20 protein-coding genes and 1 pseudogene are annotated in these 24,625 nt (G+C 41.2%); 11 read left to right on the top strand and 10 right to left on the bottom strand.

All coding sequences use genetic code 11. The features are described from left to right. Positions 1 to 117: 117 nt before the first annotated feature. The 4 genes from AMD27_RS04325 to rplU form a co-directional block, all read right to left on the bottom strand. Positions 118 to 849 (bottom strand): RsiV family protein, encoded by a 732-nt coding sequence (locus AMD27_RS04325; RefSeq protein WP_228140739.1) that lies wholly within the window; start codon positions 847 to 849, stop codon positions 118 to 120. Positions 850 to 1,205: 356 nt separating this feature from the next. Next, positions 1,206 to 1,904 (bottom strand): outer membrane lipoprotein chaperone LolA, encoded by a 699-nt coding sequence (lolA, locus tag AMD27_RS04320; RefSeq protein WP_067656849.1) that lies wholly within the window; start codon positions 1,902 to 1,904, stop codon positions 1,206 to 1,208. A 229-nt stretch (positions 1,905 to 2,133) separates the two neighbouring features. Next, entirely contained in the window at positions 2,134 to 2,391 is a 258-nt protein-coding gene (gene rpmA, locus AMD27_RS04315) for a 50S ribosomal protein L27 (protein ID WP_067656846.1), read from the bottom strand. 18 nt (positions 2,392 to 2,409) lie between these two features. Beyond that, complete coding sequence (rplU, locus tag AMD27_RS04310; protein ID WP_067656843.1) at positions 2,410 to 2,721, bottom strand: 50S ribosomal protein L21; 312 nt, start codon at positions 2,719 to 2,721, stop codon at positions 2,410 to 2,412. A gap of 417 nt (positions 2,722 to 3,138) precedes the next feature. On the opposite strand from rplU, the gene sdsA reads away from it, so the two are divergent. From sdsA to AMD27_RS04260, 10 genes are all read left to right on the top strand, one after another. Continuing rightward, on the top strand, positions 3,139 to 4,116 hold the full coding sequence (gene sdsA, locus AMD27_RS04305; protein WP_067656840.1) for an All-trans-nonaprenyl-diphosphate synthase: 978 nt from the start codon (positions 3,139 to 3,141) through the stop codon (positions 4,114 to 4,116). A gap of 18 nt (positions 4,117 to 4,134) precedes the next feature. After that, positions 4,135 to 6,189 carry a site-specific recombinase gene (locus AMD27_RS04300; protein ID WP_067656837.1) on the top strand — a complete coding sequence of 685 codons (2,055 nt, stop codon included), beginning with the start codon at positions 4,135 to 4,137 and terminating at the stop codon, positions 6,187 to 6,189. 160 nt (positions 6,190 to 6,349) lie between these two features. Further along, positions 6,350 to 6,973, top strand: coding sequence for a phosphatase PAP2 family protein (locus AMD27_RS04295; protein WP_228140702.1), 624 nt, complete (start codon positions 6,350 to 6,352; stop codon positions 6,971 to 6,973). Between the two features lie 13 nt (positions 6,974 to 6,986). Next, a complete protein-coding gene (locus tag AMD27_RS04290) occupies positions 6,987 to 8,249 on the top strand; it encodes an efflux RND transporter periplasmic adaptor subunit (protein WP_067656834.1) in 1,263 nt (420 codons plus the stop codon). A gap of 12 nt (positions 8,250 to 8,261) precedes the next feature. Then, positions 8,262 to 11,444 (top strand): efflux RND transporter permease subunit, encoded by a 3,183-nt coding sequence (locus AMD27_RS04285; RefSeq protein WP_067656831.1) that lies wholly within the window; start codon positions 8,262 to 8,264, stop codon positions 11,442 to 11,444. Beyond that, entirely contained in the window at positions 11,444 to 12,895 is a 1,452-nt protein-coding gene (gene adeK / locus AMD27_RS04280) for a multidrug efflux RND transporter AdeIJK outer membrane channel subunit AdeK (protein ID WP_067656826.1), read from the top strand. The genes AMD27_RS04285 and adeK overlap by 1 nt, the downstream gene beginning before the upstream one ends. A 101-nt stretch (positions 12,896 to 12,996) precedes the next feature. Next, the gene (locus tag AMD27_RS04275; protein ID WP_067656823.1) at positions 12,997 to 13,353 is read left to right on the top strand and encodes a YbjQ family protein; all 357 of its coding nucleotides are present in this window, start codon (positions 12,997 to 12,999) and stop codon (positions 13,351 to 13,353) included. Positions 13,354 to 13,356: 3 nt separating this feature from the next. Continuing rightward, positions 13,357 to 13,794 (top strand): YbjQ family protein, encoded by a 438-nt coding sequence (locus AMD27_RS04270; RefSeq protein ID WP_067656820.1) that lies wholly within the window; start codon positions 13,357 to 13,359, stop codon positions 13,792 to 13,794. Positions 13,795 to 14,179: 385 nt separating this feature from the next. Then, positions 14,180 to 14,968: an SDR family NAD(P)-dependent oxidoreductase gene (locus tag AMD27_RS04265; protein WP_067656817.1), complete on the top strand. Its 789-nt coding sequence runs from the start codon at positions 14,180 to 14,182 to the stop codon at positions 14,966 to 14,968. Positions 14,969 to 15,102: 134 nt separating this feature from the next. Next, entirely contained in the window at positions 15,103 to 15,531 is a 429-nt protein-coding gene (locus tag AMD27_RS04260; protein ID WP_067656814.1) for an ester cyclase, read from the top strand. A gap of 160 nt (positions 15,532 to 15,691) precedes the next feature. Here the strand turns inward: AMD27_RS04260 and AMD27_RS04255 are convergent, their stop codons facing one another. Both AMD27_RS04255 and AMD27_RS04250 read right to left on the bottom strand, forming a co-directional pair. Continuing rightward, positions 15,692 to 16,486 carry an SDR family oxidoreductase gene (locus AMD27_RS04255; protein ID WP_067656812.1) on the bottom strand — a complete coding sequence of 265 codons (795 nt, stop codon included), beginning with the start codon at positions 16,484 to 16,486 and terminating at the stop codon, positions 15,692 to 15,694. 56 nt (positions 16,487 to 16,542) lie between these two features. Beyond that, entirely contained in the window at positions 16,543 to 17,232 is a 690-nt protein-coding gene (locus tag AMD27_RS04250) for a hypothetical protein (RefSeq protein ID WP_067656809.1), read from the bottom strand. A gap of 461 nt (positions 17,233 to 17,693) precedes the next feature. Between AMD27_RS04250 and AMD27_RS04245 the strand changes: the two genes are divergently transcribed. Further along, complete coding sequence (locus AMD27_RS04245; protein WP_067656807.1) at positions 17,694 to 20,588, top strand: valine--tRNA ligase; 2,895 nt, start codon at positions 17,694 to 17,696, stop codon at positions 20,586 to 20,588. A 44-nt stretch (positions 20,589 to 20,632) separates the two neighbouring features. Here the strand turns inward: AMD27_RS04245 and AMD27_RS04240 are convergent, their stop codons facing one another. The 4 genes and pseudogenes from AMD27_RS04240 to AMD27_RS04225 form a co-directional block, all read right to left on the bottom strand. After that, positions 20,633 to 21,820: a DNA uptake protein gene (locus AMD27_RS04240; RefSeq protein ID WP_067656804.1), complete on the bottom strand. Its 1,188-nt coding sequence runs from the start codon at positions 21,818 to 21,820 to the stop codon at positions 20,633 to 20,635. Between the two features lie 111 nt (positions 21,821 to 21,931). Beyond that, positions 21,932 to 22,294: an endonuclease domain-containing protein gene (locus AMD27_RS04235; protein WP_067656800.1), complete on the bottom strand. Its 363-nt coding sequence runs from the start codon at positions 22,292 to 22,294 to the stop codon at positions 21,932 to 21,934. Positions 22,295 to 22,488: 194 nt separating this feature from the next. Further along, positions 22,489 to 23,592 carry a molecular chaperone DnaJ gene (locus tag AMD27_RS04230; protein WP_067656798.1) on the bottom strand — a complete coding sequence of 368 codons (1,104 nt, stop codon included), beginning with the start codon at positions 23,590 to 23,592 and terminating at the stop codon, positions 22,489 to 22,491. 169 nt (positions 23,593 to 23,761) lie between these two features. Continuing rightward, positions 23,762 to 24,470, bottom strand: a pseudogene (locus AMD27_RS04225) (carbonic anhydrase). Positions 24,471 to 24,625: the final 155 nt, after the last annotated feature.

Genomic DNA, 24,625 nt, shown 5'->3' with positions numbered 1-24,625 from the left:
TCAATCTTTTGTAAAGAAAAAAACTGGCTATAGTGTAAGCGCTTCAAGCCAAAAAATACAGTGACTCTGCTTGCAGCTGCGCCTTATTAGAACAATAACAGCGCATTTTTCTCAAAATTAACGCTCAGCATATTGGGGCAAATTAGGTAAATATTCAGGCTTAATCAAATCCTTAACCAAAACATAGGGCAAATTCAGCTCAGACATTCCTTCTGCATAGGAGGCAAGTTCATAAAGGGGATAAACAAAAATAATGCCATTGGCACCATAATAAAAATTATCGCTTAATTGAAGTTTAGCTTGCTCAACTGAATGCGCGTCCAACCACGTCATATTATTTTGATATAAGGCTTCGATTAATTTCGCTTCTGAACCCGAAGCGATTAAATCTTGCAAGGCAATACGTTTCTTGTTTTTTAAATCAAAATTCACATATTCCTTATGGTACATCCCATGTGCCGCACCTGCACTATAACTATAAGTAAGCAGTTCAAAAGTGGCTAAATTTTGATTTTGTCCGACATAGCGCACGACAATCGAAGATTCATTCAACTGCTTTTCATCCACCGTTTCCGCTGTCGCATTTTTCACATTTTCAAATGCCAGAGGCTCTATTTTTTGAATCCGATCTAAGAAATATTGATTAATCCATGCATGATTGGTTTGCACCGTTTGAAAATCATAACGAGTGCAACCTGCTTCATCACAGCTCTGCGACTGTTTTGGCGTGAGCACTATGCTTTTTGATTCAATGTAAGGACTGAGATTTTTTTGTTGTTGCGATGAGGATACATTTTCTGATTTTTTATCACTCGGTGCATCCGCTTTAGGTTGACATGCGGTCACCATGATCAGGAGCGATAATATCGCACTGGTTTTTAAACCGGTTTTGACACTTTTTTTAACTACTGGCTTTAACTGAAAATGCATGCCCACTCCTTCATTTATATTTCTCAATCCATATACTATACAAAGGCGCATGCGCATTCAGGCAAGATTATTGTATCTAAATGGTTGGCACTACCTTACTTACGTTCAGCCACTATCAAGCTTGATTAAATTTAAGCAAAAAAAAAGCAGCCCTAAGACTGCTTTTAAATCATGCCATCATCGGTGTTGGCTAACACACTGATTATCTAAAATTTTGATCTATCAAAATCTGATCAATCAACCTATCATCGATCAGCACCCTATAAATCAATGACTTATTGATCAATAATGTCTGTGCCCTTCGGTGGAGTGAAATTAAAGGTCGTATCTGACAAGCTTGGATTGACCTTCACATTATTAAAGCGCACGTAGGTGGTTTGACCCAATGAGTCTTCCAAGATCATTAAACTTGGTGCTTTATTGGCACCAAAACTAATGGTTAAGCTTTGAAAAGCACCATCATTTTGTTTCGGGAACAAGGTGTAATACGTTTTACCTTTGTTGGGCTGAGTCACACGGTAAGACTGCATAATTTGATTGGTATTGCCCGACAAAAGCAGTGCAGGTGTATTTGCCACTTGTTCATCTAAGTTTTGACGAATGGCTTGCTGTAAGTCTGGATCATAAATCCAAACCATTTTACCTGTGGTCACAATAGTTTGTTTCGCAGGTGATGTGGTTTCCCAGTAAAATTTACCTGGACGTGCCACTTTCATTACACCTTTAAAGGTTTGGTTCATGTGCTGGGCACTTAAGCCTTTTTTCTGAGGTGCTTTACTGCCAGCAGTGGTTTTTGTGCTTTGCTCAAAATTAGCCGTAATGCTTTTAATACCATTTAACTGTTTCACCAAATTTGCGGTTGCCTGTTGTTCTGTTGCCGCAGTAGGTGCTGCCAAAATACTCGTGCTGATCACTGGTGCAAGCATCACCGTACTCATTGCTACTGCACTCATGGTTTTACGAAGCATATTCATGGTTTCACCTTTTTATAAGTTTGCGTCGATCGCAATTTGCTAGATGGTTCATCTTAAAACATTTTTTTACTGCAATAATTGAGAAAATAAGAAGATTTGTATGGTTATTTAAAATATTTGTAGGAAAAACTTCATCATGATGGAGGTCGTTTTTCTTGATTTGTACAGATTTTAGGCATAAAAAAGCCCACACAAATGCGGGCTTTTTTGGTTACGTAGGTCTTAAAACTTATACAGTTTCAACAGATACATAACGACGGCCAAATTGACCTTTCACTTCGAATTTGATCACGCCATCAGCGGTCGCAAATAAAGTATGGTCACGGCCCATGCCAACGTTTGGACCAGCGTGGAATTCAGTACCACGTTGACGAACGATGATGTTACCAGCAGTCACAGATTGACCACCGAACATTTTAACGCCTAACATTTTAGGGTTCGAGTCACGACCGTTACGTGTCGATCCACCAGCTTTTTTAGTAGCCATGTTTCAAAATCCTCGTAATTAGCCTGAAATAGTCGTAATTTTCAACTCGGTAAACCATTGACGGTGACCTTGTTGTTTACGGTAGTGCTTACGACGACGCATTTTAACAATACGGATTTTGTCGTGACGACCGTGGCTAACTACTTCAGCAGTTACTGTAGCACCAGCAACAACTGGAGCACCAATTTGAATGCTTTCGCCATTCACTAGCATCAACACGTCATCAAACGTAATTGTTGAACCAGTTTCAGCTTTTAACAATTCTACTTTAAGGGTTTCACCCTCAATAACACGGTGTTGTTTACCACCGGTTTGGATAACTGCGTACATACCGTACTCCAACAGACCCGTGTCGTCGTGCCGATAAAGGAAGATATCGAGCTTAAGACGAGCGCCACTGGGGTTAAATCAAGGTGATGGATTTTAAGTGATAATCAAATAAACAACAAGGTCTTTTATCTTAAAGTTAGGTAAAGCCTGAAAATCAGGCTGTTTTAATGCAAGATTACAATCCGAACATGAATTAATTTAATTTTTTTAGCAAAATGAATAAATTTCACTCAAATGCTGTTATTTTAACGGACACTGAATGAGCTGCAGTTAAAGCAGGCCAGATTCAATATGATTAAATTATAAACAAATTGTTAATTTTCAGTCACATTAAGCTTCGCTAAAGCAACATTCAACGGTGTTAATTGTTACACTAGCCAGCGTATAGAACTAAATTTGTATGAGGACTTCCTTCACATGACCATCGATTTTAAGCAAGATATTCTCGCGCCTGTTGCTACAGACTTTGCTGCGATGGACACTTTAATTAATGAAGGGATTAGCTCAAAAATTGCATTGGTCATGTCGGTCAGTAAGCATGTAGTTGAAGCTGGTGGTAAACGTATGCGTCCGATCATGTGTCTTTTGGCGGCGCGTGCTTGCGGTGAAACCGACCTGAAAAATGCGCAAAAGCTTGCTGCAATTATTGAAATGCTACATACCGCAACGTTGGTCCATGATGATGTTGTGGATGAGTCTGGTTTGAGACGTGGTCGTCCTACGGCAAATGCCACATGGAACAATCAAACGGCGGTGTTGGTCGGAGATTTTCTGATCTCGCGTGCTTTTGATTTGTTGGTCGATTTAAACGACATGGTTTTGCTCAAAGACTTCTCAACGGGCACCTGTGAAATTGCTGAAGGTGAAGTTCTACAACTCCAGTCTCAGCACCAGCCCGACACCGATGAAGCCACTTATCTGGATATTATTCATGGCAAGACCTCTCGTCTTTTTGAACTTGCGACAGAAGGTGCTGCCATTTTAACGGGCAAACATGAGTACCGCGAGGCACTGCGTAGTTATGCTGGACACTTTGGTAATGCCTTCCAAATTATTGATGATATTTTAGATTACACCTCTAACGCAGATACGTTAGGTAAGAATATCGGAGATGATTTAATGGAAGGTAAACCCACCCTGCCTTTAATTGCTGCGTTAAAAAATACCACAGGCGAAGATCATCAATTGATTCGTAAAAGTATCACCACGGGCGGCACACAAGATTTAGAGCGTGTGATTCGCATCGTACATGACTCAGGTGCCCTTGCGTATTGTCATAAACGTGCGGTTGAGGAAACAGAGGCTGCCTTGAATGCATTAAACCAACTTCCGCAAAGCATTTATCGCCAAGCGCTGATTGATTTAGCGCGACTTGCTTTACATCGAATCCAATAATTAGACCTACACTTGCTTATGCATATTAATTTTAATGACCTGTTTGTCAACATGCAGGAACAGCTCGATCAACCGCGCGCTGTTCCAGATGAAAATTTACTGATCGAATTGGTCGCACGTCTTCGGCCTGAAGACAGTTACAACACTGAAGAAATCAAAAAAAAGTTTCAGGCGCTGATTCAAGCTCTACTGATTACACCAACCGCAGCCAACACCTTCCAAGCGTATTTGGTTACATTGATCAATCGCTATAAACAAACCAGTATTTATGCAGATAGCGGCATTTTATCCTTAGACGGTTTCTGGAATCAGTTGGGTCAGCGATTAGGCGCTCACTTTTTGCCACTTTTGGTCGATGAAACAGATCTCAAAGATTTGGTGTTTCGAGTGTTTGCTTATCGAAGTGATCGGTATTGGCTTGAAAATATTGAAGATGAGCAGTGGATTCAGTTTTTTCAAATTTTAAATCAAAATCATGGTCATCTTGATGCAAAGCTTGGCATTAAGCGCGATATGATCAAAGCCATTACGGTACTGTCATATCGTATTAGTGGTATTGGTTTATATCCCGAATTCATTAATGCACAGCCTGAACTGACTGAATATGAATCACCTTTTTTGGTACAAAACCGAGAAATTGTCGAGTTCATTGAAGCTTATAAGAAACAGCACCGCGATGCAGAAGCTCTAAGCGCCCTGATTCCACCCGATGCAGATCAAGCGTTGGTGATGATTGATCAGTGCCGTGGAGTGGTGATGAAAATCCGCCGCGCAACCAAACGCATCGGCGTCAGTCTTAGCCTGACCTATCTGCTGTCATTACTCGAGCAATGTTTAGATCGAATCGAAATCTTGCTGAATATTTTGACTGAACAAGGAAAAACGCAATATCTAGCTTTAGCGGAGTTGACCCAAGACTTGGTTGCTGCCCACTATGTTGAAAATAGTGTACGTGAACTGCTCAAAACCAACAGTGAATTAATCGCACTTCAGGTGACCGAAAATGCCAGTAAAACAGGTGAGCACTACGTAAGTACAGACAAGTCTGGTTTCTTGGGTATGTACAAGTCGGCCGCAGGTGCGGGTGTGATTATTGCCACCATGGCGACCTTAAAGATATTAACGGCGCGTCTGACTTTAGCACCACTAATGCAAGCATTCATGTTCAGCATGAACTATTCGCTTGGTTTTATGTTGATTCATGTATTGCACTTTACCGTTGCAACCAAACAACCCGCAATGACTGCGGCTGCACTCGCATCGACTGTACAACACCGTAAAGGCTCTAAAACCACTCAAATTGCTGAACTTGCTTCCTTGATTATTAATATCATTCGAACGCAGTTTGTGGCTATTTTAGGAAATATTTCGATCGCAATTCCAACCGCGGCGCTCATCACGATGTTTTGGCAATATGGTTTGGATGAGCCTTTGTTGAATCATTCGAAAGCCTCACACGTATTGCACAGTCTAAACCCCTTTACTTCTTTAGCCATTCCACATGCAGCGATTGCCGGTGTATGTCTATTCTTTTCAGGTTTAATTGCAGGCTATTTTGACAATATGGCGGTTTACCGTAAAGTCGGTCCGCGCTTAAAAGCCCACTACAAGCTCGAAAAACTCATGGGGCAAGAAAGACTGCATAAGTTTGCAAACTATATAGAACGTAATTTAGGGGCCTTGGCGGGTAATTTCCTGTTCGGTATCATGCTCGGTAGTATGGGTACGATTGGCTTTATTTTGGGCCTACCTCTAGATATTCGTCATATTGCCTTTGCTTCAGCCAACTTTATTCAAGGCCTGCTCAGCATTAATGGTTCTCCCGAAATTGGTTTAATTATTGTATCTTTCTTGGGTGTGTTACTGATTGGTCTCACGAACCTTTTCGTAAGCTTTAGTTTGACCATTATTGTGGCGCTACGTGCCCGCCGTGTTCGCTTTGAACAATGGAAACCTTTGGCCAAATTGGTGTTTACCCACTTTGTGACCCGCCCTATGGATTTCTTTTGGCCACCGAAACAGCCCTTACAAGTTGAGGATGGTAATTCTACAAATCAAAAAGCAAATCATTAATGGATCTGTTATTTTTTGTTCAAAATATGATATGTTTCAACAAATGAATCTACTATTAATATGATTTTTACAGACTTGAAAAAAAGTGTACTGACGAGTACACTTTGGCGCATTCAATGAAAAAATGTAATGCGTTTATAATATAACTTGGTTATTTTGTATGCCTTACACATTCATATTTATAGGTTGTTTAGGACTCACGATAAGTAGTATTGGAATCTATATTCCCTTTATACAACAACTAGATACATCTGCAATTGGATGGATAAGTCAGCATCGTACTACGCTTTTTGATGATGTCGCAATGTTCTTATCTTATGTTGGCGGATTGCCAGTCATGCTGTTGTTCTTTGGAATATGGTGCGTTCAGCTAATCCGATCAAAAAAACGGACATCCAGTCTATTTATTTTTCTAGGTCTTATTGGTGGCTCAATCATTGGATGGATACTGAAGTATCTATTTGATCGACCTCGTCCCGATTCAATTTATCAGATGGTAGAAACCTATGGTGCAGCATTTCCAAGTGCCCATAGTCTTTATGCAGCAGTACTATCTTGTTTGATTATGTTTATATTTTATAAACATAAACATGCAAGATTAATTACATTCTTCGCCTGCTTATGGGCAGTTAGCATGGGTTTTTCAAGAGTTTATCTTGGTGCACATTATCCAACTGACGTCATAGCAGGATGGAGTATAGCTTTGATCTGGGTTGCGTGGCTGTGGTTACACTTTGCACAAAACATATCTAAGCAAAACAAATTATTTTTAGAGAAAATCTAAACGAGGTGGAATAATGATGTCGGCAAAGCTTTGGGCTCCTGCCCTCACTGCTTGTGCTCTTGCAACAAGTATTGCACTTGTAGGTTGTAGCGATAAACCTGAAGGTGCTGAGCAAGCTGCAGCAGCCCAGAAAATGCCACCCACTGAAGTAGGTGTCATTGTTGCTCAACCCCAAGGTGTTGAACAAACCGTTGAGCTTTCAGGGAGAACATCTGCATATCAAATTTCAGAAGTTCGCCCACAAGCCAGCGGTGTCGTTCTTAAACGTCTCTTTGCAGAAGGCAGTTTTGTTCGTGAAGGACAGCCTCTGTATGAAATTGATGCCAACACCAACCGTGCAAACTTAGACAGTGCTAAAGCATCACTGATTCGTCAGCAAGCTAATTTGAATGCATTTCGCGTTAAAGCGGATCGTTATCGTCAACTTGTGGGCATTAATGCCGTATCAAAACAAGAATATGATGACTTACAAGCGCAAGTAAAATTGGCACAAGCAGACGTTGCTGCATCTGAAGCAGCTGTTAAAAATGCTCAAATTAATTTGGGTTATTCAACCGTTCGCTCCCCTATTTCAGGTCAATCAGGTCGTTCATCTGTGACTGCTGGTGCATTGGTGACAGCCAATCAAGCCGATGCTTTGGTCACGATTCAACAACTTGATCCAATTTATGTTGATATTAATCAATCCAGTGCGGAGCTGCTTCGTTTACGTCAGCAGTTAAGCAAAGGCAGTATTGATCGTAGCAACAATACCAAAGTACGATTAAAACTTGAAGATGGCAGCCTTTATCCAGTAGAAGGTCAACTTGCGTTTTCTGATGCAAGCGTCAACCCAGATACAGGGACGATTACAGTTCGTGCTGTTTTCTCAAACCCAAGCCAATTGTTGCTTCCGGGTATGTATGCCACTGCACAAATTGTGCAAGGTGTTATTCCAAATGCAATTTTGGTTCCGCAAGCTGCGATTACACGTACGCCAACGGGTCAAGCGACTGCAATGGTGGTCAATGCCAAGAATGTGGTTGAAACCCGTCAAATTGAAACTGCGGGCGTTCAAGGCAAAGACTGGATTGTAACCAAAGGCTTACAAACTGGCGAAAAAGTAATTGTTGATGGTGTAGCGAAAGTCAAAGACGGTGCAACTGTCGTTGCAAAGCCTTACCAAGCTCAGCCAGCAGCGGCACAAGGTACTCAACCGGCTGCTCCTGCTGCTGCGCAAAAACCGGCAGAAGCTGCAAAGCCTGAAACTGAACAAAAATCTACTTCAAATACATAAGGGGTAGACTCAATGGCTCAATTTTTTATTCATCGTCCCATTTTTGCATGGGTGATTGCATTGGTTATTATGCTGGCGGGTGTTTTAACCATCAGTAAAATGCCAATTGCACAGTATCCGACCATTGCTCCACCCACTGTCACTATTGCTGCGACTTATCCTGGTGCATCTGCTGAAACTGTTGAAAACACAGTAACTCAGATCATTGAACAGCAAATGAATGGTTTAGATGGCTTACGCTATATTTCATCAAACAGTGCGGGTAACGGTTCTGCGTCTATTTCTTTGAACTTTGAACAAGGGATCGATCCTGACATTGCTCAAGTTCAAGTACAAAACAAATTACAGTCTGCAACTGCACTTTTACCAGAAGATGTACAGCGCCAAGGTCTAAGCGTCACCAAATCAGGTGCAAGTTTCTTACAGGTTTTAGCGTTCTATTCTCCAAATGGCGAATTAGGTGATGCAGATATTAAAGACTATGTGAATTCGAACATTTCTGAACCCCTAAGCCGCGTTGCTGGTGTGGGTGAAGTTCAGGTATTTGGTGGTTCGTATGCGATGCGTATTTGGCTAGATCCTGCCAAATTAGCCAGCTATCAACTCAGTCCAAGTGACATTGTAGCCGCACTGCGTTCGCAAAATGCGCAAGTTGCGGTCGGTCAATTGGGGGGTGCACCTGCTGTTGAAGGTCAAGTTTTAAATGCAACAGTCAACGCACAAAGTTTGCTTCAAACCGTAGATCAATTCCGTGCGATCTTTTTAAAAAATGCTGGAACAGGTGCTAAAGTCACTTTAGGTGATGTCGCTAAAGTTGAATTAGGCTCAGACAACTATCAGTTCACATCGAAATTTAACGGTAGTGCTGCAGGTGGTGTAGCCATTAAACTGGCAACAGGTGCCAATGCGCTCGATACAGCAGCAGCTGTTGAAGCACGTCTTGTACAGCTTCGTAAAAACTATCCTACAGGTCTACAAGATAAATTAGCTTTTGATACAACGCCGTTTATTAAGCTTTCAATTGAGAGTGTGGTTCACACCTTGATTGAAGCCATTATTCTTGTATTCTTTGTGATGTTCTTGTTCTTGCAGAACTGGCGCGCAACCATTATTCCAACCATGGCTGTACCTGTGGTGGTATTGGGTACCTTTGCCGTAATTAATATGTTCGGTTTCTCCATTAATACTCTGACCATGTTTGCCATGGTACTTGCCATTGGTCTTCTGGTCGATGACGCGATTGTGGTGGTGGAAAACGTTGAGCGGATTATGGTCGAAGAACATCTCGACCCTGTCGAAGCGACTGAAAAGTCAATGAAACAAATCACTGGCGCATTGGTGGGGATTACCACTGTACTTGCAGCGGTATTCGTTCCAATGGCATTCTTTAGTGGTACGACGGGGGTAATTTACCGTCAGTTCTCGATCACGCTGGTGACAGCGATGGTGCTATCGCTGATTGTGGCTTTAACATTTACCCCTGCCCTATGTGCAACCTTGCTTAAACAACATGATAAAAACAAAGAACAGGGCAACGGCTTTTTTGCGCGTTTCTTCCGTGGGTTCAATGATCGTTTTGATCGTATGGCTGAAGGTTATCAAAAATGGGTCGGCAAACTTCTTATTCATAAGATTTTTGCAGGTGCGATTTATGCCCTGGTACTGGTTGGTTTAATGTTCTTATTTAAAGGGCTTCCAAGTTCTTTCTTACCAGATGAAGATCAAGGTGTCGTCATGACACTGGTTCAACTTCCTCCAAATGCAACCATTGATCGTACTGAAAAAGTCATTGATCAAATGACGCACTATTTTAGAGAAACCGAAAAAGCCAATGTTGAATCTGTATTCAGTGTTGCGGGGTTCTCTTTTACAGGTGTAGGTCAAAATGCGGGCTTGGCTTTTATTAAATTAAAAGACTGGGAAGAACGCACCACCAAAGAATCGACCGTAGGTGCCATTATTCAACGCGGTATGGCGCTTAACGTGATTGCAAAAGATGCCTCTTACGTGATGCCATTGCAGCTTCCTGCAATGCCTGAACTCGGTGTGTCTGCAGGCTTTGACTTGATATTGAAAGATGCTGCCGGCAATGGGCATGAACAACTGCTCACTGCACGTAATATGATTTTGGGAATGGCTGCACAAGACAAACGTCTTGCCGGTGTTCGTCCAAATGGTCAAGAAGATACGCCGCAGTACAAAATCTATGTCGATAATGAAAAAGCCAGCGCAATGGGTGTCAGCATTTCAGAGATTAATAGCACCATGAGCATTGCTTGGGGTGGATCTTATGTGAATGACTTCATTGACCGTGGGCGTGTGAAGAAAGTTTATGTACAAGCCATTGCAGATGCACGCATGATGCCCGAAGATTTAAACAAATGGTACGTGCGTAGTTCTTCAGGTCAGATGGTGCCGTTCTCATCATTTGCAACAGGTGAATGGACTTATGGTTCGCCACGTTTAGAGCGTTATAACGGTATTTCTTCAGTCAACATTCAAGGTACACCAGCGCCAGGTATTAGCTCGGGTGATGCCATGATTGCGATGGAAGAAATCGTTGCAAAACTTCCAAGTATGGGCGTCAACGGTTTTGACTATGAATGGACAGGTTTATCTTTAGAAGAACGTGAGTCAGGTTCTCAAACCTTGGGCTTATATGTGCTTTCAATGCTCATTGTATTCCTGTGTCTGGCTGCACTTTATGAGAGCTGGTCTATTCCATTCTCTGTGATGCTGGTGATTCCACTGGGTATTGTCGGGGCAATTGGTTTGACTTTCTTGGGCATGGTTTTACTCAAAGATCCAAACTTAACCAACAACATCTACTTCCAAGTGGCGATCATTGCCGTGATTGGTTTGGCGGCGAAAAATGCGATCTTAATCGTTGAGTTTGCTAAGGAACTTCAAGAAGACAAAGGCGAGCCTTTACTTGAAGCAACTTTACACGCAGCAAAAATGCGTTTACGTCCAATCATCATGACCACCTTAGCCTTTGGTTTTGGTGTACTTCCGCTTGCGCTTGCAGGTGGTGCGGGTGCAGGTAGTCAGCACTCTGTTGGTTATGGTGTACTCGGTGGCGTGATTAGTTCGACCTTGCTCGGGATCTTCTTTATTCCGGTATTCTATGTTTGGATTCGAAGCATTTTCAAATTCAAGCCTAAACAAAAACTCTCTCAGGAGCATACATCGTGATGCAAAAGTTATGGTCTGTATCAGGTCGTAGCATTGCGGTATCTGCACTTGCGCTTGCTTTGACAGCTTGTCAAAGCATGCGTGGGCCAGAGCCGGTTGCTCAAGCCAATATTCCTGGCAACTACTTGGGAAATGCTTCAGGCACTTCTGTGGCAGAACAAGGCTACAAAGATTTCTTTGCTGACCCACGTTTAATTCAAGTTTTAGATTTAGCCATTACCAACAACCGTGATTTACGTACCGCGGCGCTGAACATTCAACGTGCACAGCAGCAGTATCAAATCACGCAAAATAACCAGCTTCCAACCATTGGGGCAAGTGGTGGCGTATTGCGTCAAGACACAGCAACCTCAAATGGTGCGAATACGGTCTATAACGTTGGCTTGGGTGTAACAGCCTATGAGATAGATTTTTGGGGACGTGTACGTAGCCTCAAAGACAATGCTTTAGACTCATATTTAGCCACTGCAAGTGCGCGTGATGCCACTCAAATTGCACTCGTGGGTCAAGTTGCACAAGCTTGGTTGAGCTATTCCTTTGCCAATGCCAATTTAAAATTGGCAGAACAAACGCTTAAAACGCAACTTGATTCTTATAACTTAAATAAAAAACGTTTTGATGTGGGTATCGACAGTGAAGTACCTGTGCGTCAAGCACAAGTCACGGTTGAAACTGCGCGTAATGATGTGGCTAACTACAAAACCCAAATCGCGCAAGCTCAAAACTTATTGAATTTGCTGGTGGGTGAAGCGGTTCCTTCAAATCTGTTACCTCAGCAACGTGTGACGCGTGTGACCAATAGCGATGCATTAACAGCAGGTATTCCAAGTGACTTGCTCAACAACCGTCCAGATGTCAAAGCGGCTGAATATCAACTCAGTGCTGCCGGTGCGAATATTGGCGCTGCCAAAGCTCGTTTATTCCCAACCATTAGCCTGACGGGTTCTGCCGGTTATGCATCGACTGATTTAAGCGACTTATTTAAATCAGGTTCATTTGCATGGTCTGTGGGCCCAAGCTTAGATATTCCAATCTTTGATTGGGGTACACGTCAAGCGAATATCAAAATTTCTGAAACGGACCAACAAATTGCGTTATCTGACTATGAAAAATCGATTCAATCGGCTTTTCGTGAAGTAAATGATGCTTTGGCGGTACGTCAAAATATCGGTTCGCGTTTAACTGCTCAGCGCCGTTTGGTTGATGCAACCAATACCACTTACAAACTGTCGAATGCTCGTTTCCGTGCCGGCATTGATAGTTTCTTAACCGTACTGGATGCTCAACGTACGTCCTATGCTGCTGAACAAGGTCTACTTTTGCTTGAACAAGCCAACTTAAATAATCAAGTTGAAGTGTATAAGAGCTTAGGAGGCGGTTTAAAAACCACTACCTCCCAGCAAATTCAGTATCAGCCATCGAGTGCTGATTTGAAATACAACCAAAAATAAGTCATCTTGATAAAAAAGCCCACCTTGTGTGGGCTTTTTTGATTGCATTTTGCAGCAGGATTTCCTATCTTCAAATGCAGTTCTTTATTTGAATCAACGTCATGCTTCTTAGTAACTTAGAATCCGTACCGGGTCATCAGATTATTCAACAGTTTGATGTGGTTTACGGCAGTACCGTACGTAGTAAACATGTGGGTCGTGACTTTCTAGCTGGACTTAAAAACATTGTCGGTGGTGAACTCACGGCATATACCGAATTATTGGAAGAATCACGTCAAGAAGCCATGAACCGTATGATTGCCAAAGCCCAGAGTTTAGGTGCGAATGCGATTGTCGGGATTCGTTTTTCCACCTCCAATATTACTCAAGGTGCATCTGAACTTTTTGTTTATGGTACTGCTGTACGTGTCAATAAAGCTGAGAGCTTACTCCCCGATCCATTTCCAACCCAAGGCTAAGTTATGGATGGTTTAATCTTTAAAGCGGTCATTTTTGTTTTCTTGTTCGCGATCGGCTTTGGTTTTGGTCGATACAATGAGCGTAAACATTTGAAGGCATTAGAGGCAGATGAGAAACGTCTGGCCTATATTCACATGGAGACCAATCGCTTTAAAACCACTGAATATTTGGGTCAAATGGTCAGTAGTAATGTGGTGATCTCGCATGACTACTTCAAATACGTCATTGCTCAAATTCAAAACTTCTTCGGCGGGCGTTTGAAAAGTTATGAAAGTATTGTCGAACGTGCTCGTCGCGAAGCAGTGGTTCGACTCAAGCAAGAGGCTGAGAAAATAGGTGCCACACAGATTATGGGATTAAGACTGAGCACCACTGACTTAGGCATGCAAGGCGGTATGGTTGAGGTGTTTGCTTATGGAACAGCGATTCAAAATCGTTAATCTTACGATCCCGATGCCTCCATTAAATGCGTTATTTTTTTGCTTTATAAACCTTATGATAGCGAGACTGTAAAACGGTCTTGCTTTATTTGTATCAAATCCATGGAACATTCAAAACTAAAACAATATTCTCAGCACTGTCTTAAGATACTGTATTGAAACATTATTTTAAAACCTTAGCTTTATCAATTCTTGAAATCTCGCTATCCAACTTTCACTGTCTTCATTCGCAATCGATGATTCATAAATCATAGAACCTAGAACAATCTGTCCTGAATTTAGACCTGTCTATTCAGCTGCTTTTTGGCTTAAATAAAGTAAGTAGAACTTATTTATACATTTCGTGTTTTATATATTCACTGTTCATCAAATAAGGAATTAGCGCATGCCTATTGCTATCGTTACAGGTGCAGGAAGTGGACTGGGTCAAAACATTGCGCTTGCACTTGCCAACAACGCCTATATGGTCTACGGCACAGCGTTTAATGATCAAGAAGTCGAACTTCTTCATCAACAATCAAAAGGCAAAGTAATGCTAAAAGTGTGTGATATCACCAGTCAAAATGATATTGATGCATTCGTAGATTTTTTCAAAAGTAAAGAAACCCATGGATTGGATGTACTGATTAATAATGCTGGAATCCTCACACCAGGTCCTCTTGAGATTATTCCAATTCAATCGATTATAAAAGAATTTGATGTCAATACTTTTGGGCTCTTGCGAATAGTGAACGCTTTTTTGCCAGTATTACGTCTTTCAAAAGGCAAAATCATTCAGATAAGCACAATCTCTGTGGATCAACCCTCAGCATTCAATGCACCTTCAAGCGCATCAAAATCAGCTGCAGAAATTTTCACTGAATTGTATGGTGCAGAATTAGAAAAATTTGGAATCAAGACGCACATTGCAGTCTGTGGAAATATGCAGACAGGTGGTCCCAAAAAAGTTCAAAAAGCACTGGATCAGATGATGTTGAATATGTCTGATCAAGAACAACAACTTTATGGACAAGCGTTTCAAGATTTCACTGATCGTATGATGGCAGGGCAAAATCTCGGATTAGATCCAGCACTTGCAGCCAAAGAAATTGTGGATTTAATTGATCATCCTGATGCTCCACTGCGCATTGCAATCGGAGATGATGCGCGTCGTATTTTGTCGCATCAAGAATAAATTTTAATTGACCGACCTCTACCCTCAGCGTATTGCCCTTTTCTTTCAAGGGTGAGTAATCAAAGAATTTATAAAATGACGACTCATGAGTATGGGTGTCGTGCTTTTTCAATACAGAGTCAAAGGAAAGAATAATGGATATTTTATACGATCAAAATAATCAACAAGCAGCTCAGAATGCTCAAATATTATTGGCACTATATGATGAAATGTTTAACCAGAAAAAACCACTAGAGGCCGCACGTAAATATCTGTCTCCCGACTATATTCAACATAATCCCTTTCTGCCCGATACTGCGGATGGAACAGGCGGTGCATTTCAAGAACGCTTAAAAAGCTTCCCTAATATGCGTGTTCGGGTTCATCGAATTATCTCTCACGGAGACTATACTTGGGCCCATGTTAACTTTTTTAATATCTACAACAATGATTCTCATGACCTAGGTACGGCAGGAGTCGACATTTTTAGATTTGATGCCAATGGGCTAATTTTGGAACATTGGGATGTTTTACAAGCAGTCGCCCTTCCTGCTGAGTGTGCTAACTCAAACGGCATGTTTTAAAGGATATCCCTGGTCTTTTTAAGCTTCTATATATCATACAAGCTTGAGAAACATTGAAAGACAAATTGACCTAATCGCAGTGCCTATTATTTTGCACTTGTTCATTTTCGACATATACATCAACTTCAAGCAATTTGATGTATAGCCTCCTATGCACATATTATTTCACTTTGACTTTACGAATCATTTTATATAAGGTTTTTGGCGACAACCGTGATACCCATACCCCGAGTTTTTCCTTAGCACCTCCCACCACAATAAACTCTTCTCCATGTAACAGCGCTTTCACCACGATTTCTGCAAACGCTTCAGGTTCTAAACCATTTTCAATCGCTTCATCTTGCTTGGCTTGCGGCTTACCCTCCCCATTTAATGCATTAAAAGATACATTGGTTTTGACAAACCCAGGGAAAATGACAGATACATTTACCCCCTCATTTGCGACTTCTGCACGCAAACTGTTCGCCCACAAATGAATCGCGGCTTTGGCAGCCGAATAGGACGCGCGGTACTGGGTACCGAGTAATCCCGCCACGCTGGATACAAATATAATGCGTCCCGATTTTTGCTTTAAAAAAGTCGGTAGTACAGTTTTGGTCAAAAAGACTTGAGAAAAATAATCAATTTCCATAATGGCACGTTCAGTTTGCATAGTGGTGTCTGCAATCAAGGCGCGCTGGCTTAATCCTGCATTATTGATGAGCCAATCAATTCTGCCTTTTGTAGCAACCACAAGCTCATGCGCCCGTCGTACTTGGGCTTCATCGGTGATGTCTGCTGCAACAGATAGATGACGTTCTGAATGACTTAAGCTGAGTCTGACCTTTTCAAGTTCCTCAATACGTCTGGCGGTGAGTACCACCGTTGCACCTCTTGAGGCACATGCGTTTGCCAAGGCTTTGCCCAAACCAGAAGAAGCTCCAGTAATCCAAACGATTTTTCCATCCATGATCATTTTTCTCTTATTGATGATGCAGATTGATTTGATGACGCAGATTGATATAGCACTGATTATACGTGAATCAGAAATTTTCCGAAGTGATCTGCATAATAGTGTGCCCGACTTGCATCACTGGTGTCGTACTCGTCGGCAGCCTTTTCAATGCGTTTATAGCCGGTGCTGGTAATCATATTGATCACCCCATTTAAAGTTTTATCCACTACAAAATTAAACTTCAATAAGGTTTTTGGATCACGAATAAATTCGGAAATACCCAAGTCGATGATCTTGATTAAATCCCGCATAAGCTGCGGCAAGACTTGAAAATTGCCTGCTTTTATTTGTTCTAATGCGGCTTGAGACTCAGCACCCAACTGGCGATCTAAGTGGTAAAACATTTTTGAATCACCTGTTTCAGAAACATGGAATTTTTTTAAAATGTGATTGGCCACAGGTTTTAAACGATCATTGCCAAAAAAGGAGATTGCCCACGGCATATATTTGGTGAGTGCGCCTTCAATTTGCGCCAAGACTTGCTCAGCTTCTTTTTGAGATTTTGAATTGGGATTGGCAGTATTTTTCTGCTTTTCTTTGACCAATGTGCCAAACACCTGTTCCAACACTTGGCAGGACATATCAGTAAAAACTCGTCCTAGATCTTTGGCTAAACTGGTTTTATCTGCATGGTTTAAGCGCTGGGTAATTTCAGCAAGCTCTTTATAGGTTTCTGCTTTTATATCCAACTGAATTTGATATGACATAGGTCCATTTCCCTGTTAATTTTAAGCATTTTTTTGAGTTATAGGGTTTATCTTAACAAAGCAGCCCAACGGCTTCATTGTCTTTTTCGACCTTTATTTGCGTTTAAATGATGCTTATTTCACATTAAATATCAATTCACTGGTACATCGCATTGGAATATTGCCCAAGATGCATCGGCTCAAATGCCCAAAACACTGGCTTCATCCTCCCGACATTCGAGATTTTCTCAGTATTGATCGAAAGTCGATTGAGTGGGACTGTCACGTTTATCAGGATTTAAACGTCTAACTCATCATCTGGTTTTATGCCAAACAAAAAAACAAAGTACCTTATTTCCTTCGTTTGTTTTTTCACACATTAAGAAACATCTATGCTGCGCAGGGAATACGAAGCAACATTCGGCTAAATTATTTTGCTACAATGAATACAATTTTTTATCTACTTTTGAATTTTTCTCACTATGACTGATTCAGCGCAAAATATTGCTACGACTTACGATCCCACTGAGATCGAAAAAAAATGGTACAAGACTTGGGAAGACAATGGCTACTTTAAGCCATCGGGTCAAGGTGAATCATTTTCTATTATGATTCCACCGCCGAACGTCACCGGTTCTTTACACATGGGGCATGGTTTTAACAATGCCATTATGGATGCATTGACTCGTTTTAACCGTATGTCAGGCAAAAATACCTTATGGCAACCGGGTACGGACCATGCCGGTATTGCAACGCAAATGGTGGTAGAGCGTCAATTGGCTGCTCAAGACATTAGCCGCCATGATTTGGGTCGTGAAAAATTCATCGACAAAATCTGGGAATGGAAAGAGCAATCTGGCGGAACGATTACGCGTCAAATTCGTCGTTTGGGTTCTTCTGTAGATTGGTCACGCGAACGTTTCACCATGGATGAAGGCTTATCCAATGCCGTAAAGGAAGTCTTTGTGCGTTTGCATAAAGACGGTCTGATTTACCGTGGTAAACGCCTCGTTAACTGGGATCCTAAATTACAAACTGCCCTGTCTGATCTTGAAGTTGAGTCTGATAAAGAAGAACAAGGTTCGCTTTGGCATTTCAAATATTTCTTTGAAGATAAATCACTACGCACGCATGATGATAAAGATTACATCGTGGTGGCAACCACACGTCCTGAAACCTTACTCGGTGATACAGCTGTTGCAGTGGCACTCGATGATGAGCGTTATGCAGACTTAGTTGGCAAAAACATTATCTTGCCGATTACTGGTCGTGCTGTTTCGATTGTGAAAGACGAATACGTCGACAAAGAATTCGGTACCGGCTGTGTCAAAATCACCCCTGCGCACGACTTCAATGACTATGAAGTGGGTAAGCGCTGCGAATTACCAATCATCAATATCTTCAACAAAAATGCTGAAGTGCTTGCAGAATTTGAATATATCGCAAAAGCAGGCGAACAAATTTCTAAAACCATTGCTGCACCAAGCGAATATATTGGTTTAGAACGTTTTGCTGCACGTAAAAAACTAGTTGAACAAGCGGAATCGGAAGGCTGGTTAGAGCAAATTCAACCTTATACATTGAAGCCACCTCGCGGTGACCGTTCAGGTGTGATTGTTGAGCCACTGCTGACAGACCAATGGTATGTAAAAATTGCACCACTGGCTGAGCCTGCGATTAAAGCGGTAAAAGATGGCGAGATTAAGTTTGTTCCTGAACAATATACCAACATGTATATGGCGTGGATGAACAACATTCAAGACTGGTGTATTTCACGTCAGCTTTGGTGGGGTCATCGTATTCCAGCTTGGTACGATGCTGAAGGCAATGTCTTTGTGGGTCGTAATGAAGCTGAAGTGCGTGCAGAAAACAACATTGATGCAAGCATTGCATTAACCCAAGACGAAGATGTGCTCGACACTTGGTTCTCTTCAGGCTTATGGACGTTCTCGACTCTAGATTGGACTGGTGACGCTGAACAAGATATGAAGAACTATTTCCTCAATACTTTCCATTCTACGGATGTATTGGTGACAGGTTTTGACATTATCTTCTTCTGGGTAGCTCGCATGATCATGATGACCATGCACTTCATGAAAAATGAAGATGGTACGCCGCAAGTGCCGTTCAAAACTGTGTATGTGCATGGTTTGGTACGTGATGGTGAAGGTCAGAAAATGTCGAAGTCGAAAGGGAACGTGCTTGATCCTTTAGATTTGATTGATGGTGTTGATCTTGAAACCTTAGTGCAAAAACGCACGACAGGTCTGATGAACCCGAAACAAGCGGCGAAGATTGAAAAATCAACCCGTAAAGAATTCCCAGATGGCATTCAGTCGTATGGTACAGATGCAGTTCGTTTCACGTTCTGTGCATTGGCCAACACGGGTCGTGACATTAAGTTCGACATGAAACGTGTTGAAGGCTACCGTAACTTCTGTAATAAAATCTGGAACGCGACTCGTTTCGTGATGATGAACTGCGAAGATCAAGTGATTGGTAGCGAAGCTCGTCAAGACCTGTGGGAATTGCCTGAACAGTGGATTGTCAGCCGTTTGCAAAAAGCTGAAGCTGCGGTACATCAAGCCTTTGCAACCTATCGTTTAGATTTGGCTGCACAAGCGATTTATGAGTTCATTTGGAATGAATACTGTGACTGGTATGTTGAGCTGACCAAGCCTGTATTAAACGATGAAAACATTTCAGTGGAGCGTAAAGCTGAAATCCGTCGTGTACTGCTTGCTGTGATGGAAGCCTCGTTACGTTTGGCTCATCCGCTGATGCCGTTCTTGACCGAAGAAATTTGGCAAACACTTGCGCCGAAGCTGAACATTGCAGGCGAAACCATCATGCTTGCGCAGTACCCTGTTGCCGATGAAGCCTTGATGAATGATCAAGCTGAAGCTGACATGCAGTGGCTACAAGGCTTAATTGGTGCGGTACGTAACATTCGTGGTGAAATGGGCTTAGGTAATGCGCGTTTTTTGCCTGTGTTAATGCAGAACATCACGGATGCTGAAATGGCGCAAATTTCACGTATTGAACCGTTATTCAAAGCATTGGCAAAAGTTGAAAGCATTACCTTCTTGGCCAATGGTGAACAACCACCGTTGTCGTCATCTAGCGTTGTCGGTCATGCCTCTGTCTTTGTTCCGATGAAGGGTTTAATTGACCCGAAAGCAGAACTTGGTCGTTTGCAGAAAGACTTAGATAAGGTTCAAAAGCAGCATGATCAAATTGCAGGAAAACTTTCAAATGAAGGTTTTGTGGCGAAAGCCCCTGCTGCTGTGGTTGAAGGTGAAAAAGTGAAATTGGCTGAGCTTGCTGATCAGCTTGTGAAGATTAAAGCGAATATGGAGCAGATTGCAGCGCTTTAATGCTGTAGTTTGATTCAAAAAACCCCCTCAGTTGAGGGGATTTTTTATTCAGCAAATCGTTCTTTTGCTAATTGTAAAGTTTTAACTCCGATACCTCGAATTTCTTTTAGATCATCAAAGGTGAGAGAACCATTTTTCTCTATTCTTGCCTTGTATATTGTTTTAGCAATCTCACGCTTAACATTCAACAGTACTTCAAAATCATCTAGAGTTGCTGTTATCAATGACGGTTTAGAATTAGCGCTTACTTGGGATGGATCTAAATATTCTAAAATATCAGAAAGCATCAAGTACATATGAAAAACAACACGAGTAGCTTCTAATTGATTAACTTCTGCATGAACGCCCTTATTGGTCATTTTGTAATTTTTTTCTAACCATGAACCTAAATAATCAACATGCATTTTAGCTAAATCACGATTACTTTCTGACTCTATCGACTCAGACATAAATTGCCAAAGACGATTGATATATTGATTAGCTTTGAAAGTTCGCTTATTAATGACCTTATCATTTGGTGGGTAAAGTTTATCGGCCAAGGCTTCTAACAGTCTACGACATGATGTTAATGCTTGTGACCATTCTTCGGAACTCTTAGATGATATTCCTTTAAATGCAAACATTAGTTGTTGTGCTAATTCAGGCTCTAAATCAAGCAATTTATCATCAACAGCATTCTTTAATAAGTCAAAACAACTACTTGAAGTCTCAGAATATTTATATTTATTACTTAATTTCACACAATATTCGTGGGATTTTTTCTTTATATAATCAATATGGTCTTGTACATTTTTCAAGTATAGAGTTTTATCATTACCGTTCTTTTTTAAATAAGGTAATTGATCCTCTAATATATTTATTGAATGATCCAAGCCACCAGTTGAATCTGAGTTTTTTAAACTAGCAAATTTAGATGTGATAATAAACTGATGATCAATCCCATTATCTTTTAATTCCTGCAATACAGTTTTAAATACAGAAGAACTAATATCTACAGGTTTTTGCTTTTTCTGAAATTCCTTATTAATTAAGTCCAATAATTTTTTTATATGAAAGACATATTTTTGATTTCCTAATTGAATTTCGGACCAAACATATATATTTTTTTCATCCAATAACAAAGAGGCACGTGATAATTTTTGAACTGCAACAGTTACACTTCCCTTTGCTGATTCGAGTTCTTTTAAAGCTTCATTCAATAGCCCAATAGCTTCCGATTTTTTATCTGACATTTCGCCCCCACAATTTAATTATAAATTTTATGTATTTATTGTGTCGATTTATGATTTTTCAAGTTGCACTCACCCTAATCTTCTTCTACAGGGAGAGGGAATTTTCCATTACTAATTTACTCTCAATTCATCACATACTTGCCATAAGTGTTCTAAAACCACATCTATCCGTCCCAACACATCATGATTCCAGTAGCGCACAACTGTTAAACCTAAAGGTTCTAAAAACTTAGTCCGTTCCGCATCATACTCAACCGCATCATCCGTTCCATACTGACCACCATCCAACTCAACCACTAAACCAATTTCATGACAGTAAAAATCGACAATATATGGTTTGATCACATGCTGACGGCAAAATTTAAGATCCATAAAACGCTTAGCACGTAAGATTTGCCACATCAGGTGTTCTGCATCGGTGGCGGTGTGTCGCATGGATTTGGCAAATTCTAATAAGTTAGGATCTATTTTCATTTTTATTTCCCTCTCCCCCTTGCGAACTCAGAATATATTCTGAGGATTCTCATCTCCCATAGGGAGAGGGAACTTTCATTGAGATTCTAATTATTGTTATTCGATTCCAGCTTAAACTCTTTTCGCAATGGATTTCCCTCTCTCCTTTCAGGAGATGAGTAGCACTGCTACGCAAGGAGAGGTGCTTTTAAAAATCACAAAACCCCATGCTCCAACAACATCTCTAATCCACTCAACCGCTTCATATATTTCAGCCGTTCAGTCTCGGCTTTAATTTGCTGTTTAATCGCGGAAGTATCCGCATCTATCTGTTTATACAGATTAGCCACTTGAACACGTCCTGAAGATTGACGCTTCCCCGATGCTTTGGCTTTCTTCGTCCAATACAAAGATTCAAGAACGTCATCTATCTGATCATCCAATTTCTGACTTTGCGCATCCAGCGCCAACTTATAAAACTTGATCTGATCGGGACTTAAACCCTTTTTGGCAATACCCCGCTCTTGATCAACTTGGATCTGCAATTTGAGAAGATAAAATAGATCTTTATTTTCATAAGCTTGATTGGCATGTTGAAGCATTTCGGTTTTTTCGAGCTTTTTGGCTTCATCTTGCTCACGATCAGGGTGAATGATTGCGGCGATTTTTAAATACGCCATCTTCAAAGATTGCTCTGCCATTTTCTGTGCTTGTGCTTGCTTGTCTTGCTGACGTTTGAGTTTGGCTTGCGCGCGAGCTTCAATATGCTGCTCAGCATCCCAACCCTCCATTTCTTTAATTTCTTCCATTTCATCAAACGCTATAGGGTCGAGTTGATCTGTTTGCTCATGCTCAGATTGAGCATCATGGTTCGCTGTATGGTTGGCTCTGTCTTTTTTATTTGACTTTAATTTTCGCTGGGATTGGTTCTGATGCTGGGCTTGGTGCTGATCATAAAAAGTATGCAGCTCATCCACTTTAATCAGTTGCTTTTCTGCCAGTGACTGCGAGTCTTTTAAATCCTGCGCCAAACTGTAAATTTTATCATCCAGTTGTGCCAACTCTAATTTGGAAAAAGCATGGCGGTGTAGACTTTCCCATAAGGTTTCAAGCTGCTCAAACAAAACCGTATGCCACTGCGCATAGGCAGGCATTAAGGTTTTACGGGCATGTTGCTGTATATCAGTTTTGGCATGTTCCAGTGTATCTAAATTAATTTTTTGTTGTTCTATTTTTTCAATTAGACTTTTCAGCTTTTGCTGTTGTGGCGGAAGCGGCTGAGCGTCTTGCGCTGTACTCAGGTTTAAATCAAATGACATAGCAATAAAAAAATTAAGTGAACCACAAACTCAGACGGTAGCACAATTTGTCTAAACTGCCTCAAAGATTCATATTCGCTTCATGAAAAACTTTAAAATAATATTGCTTTTGAAACCCATTAATCAAGAGCAGACCCGTAGGTCTGCTCTGTACGACTCGATGTATTCGTTACTCTAAAATCACACGTGCGCCAATCGGTTGGATGGGTCGATTATTCGGTTCAGCCATCAAATCTGCAAAGGCTTTAATCTGCGCTTTTGATGCTTGCTGAATCTCTTTAATCACCAACCAACGTACGCCTTCTGAACACGGTGGCGTGGTCAAAGACCCATTAAAACGATAATAATCTAAACGCTCAGGCAAAAAGCTTGCTGCTGTGTTGTTGCTCTTAAGCATACGTGTTTCACCCATTTTTTTAGGCAGCACCTCCCAAATATGTTGCAGCTTGGCATTCTGTTGTCCTTCTTCAAACATTAGCGCCACCACAGCCAGCTCACCTTTGTCTGAGGCATGGACTAGATGCAACTCCATGGGATAGCGTTTACCCTGAATGGTGTTTTCACTGGGGCTGTGCAAATGAAACTGCTTTAAAAAAAATTGCTGACCATCGAGCGTTAAGCTTGCACCGTCATTAAATTCAACTTGAACTGTATGACCATGGTTTTGCAGTGCTGTCATAGTCGAATTTTAACGGTGCTAAATCTGCTTGAATGGTCCGCTCAATGTTAATTGGAGATTGGTTTAAACCCGAACAGGCTTGATAATGTGGATTGAGCTTTGACCACTGCGCAGGATTTTTATAGTCCCAATCTGCGCCTGCCCACAATGAATTTGCCGCGAATAATGTTGTTAAAAATAAACCGTGTTTAAAAAACATAAAGAACCCAAAATTATTAAAATATATGTTAAAAATCTGCTATGCCGAAGCCGAGCTAGATGCAAAATATAGTGAAATTAGATGGATTTACACAACAGTTTAGATTCAATTTAATGCAGATTGGTAACAATACTTGCTTATTTTATTCACGTTAC

Source organism: Acinetobacter sp. TGL-Y2 (assembly GCF_001612555.1).
Classification (GTDB): domain Bacteria; phylum Pseudomonadota; class Gammaproteobacteria; order Pseudomonadales; family Moraxellaceae; genus Acinetobacter.
Note: the sequence above shows the minus strand (reverse complement) of the source record. Positions and strands in the feature narration are given on the sequence as shown.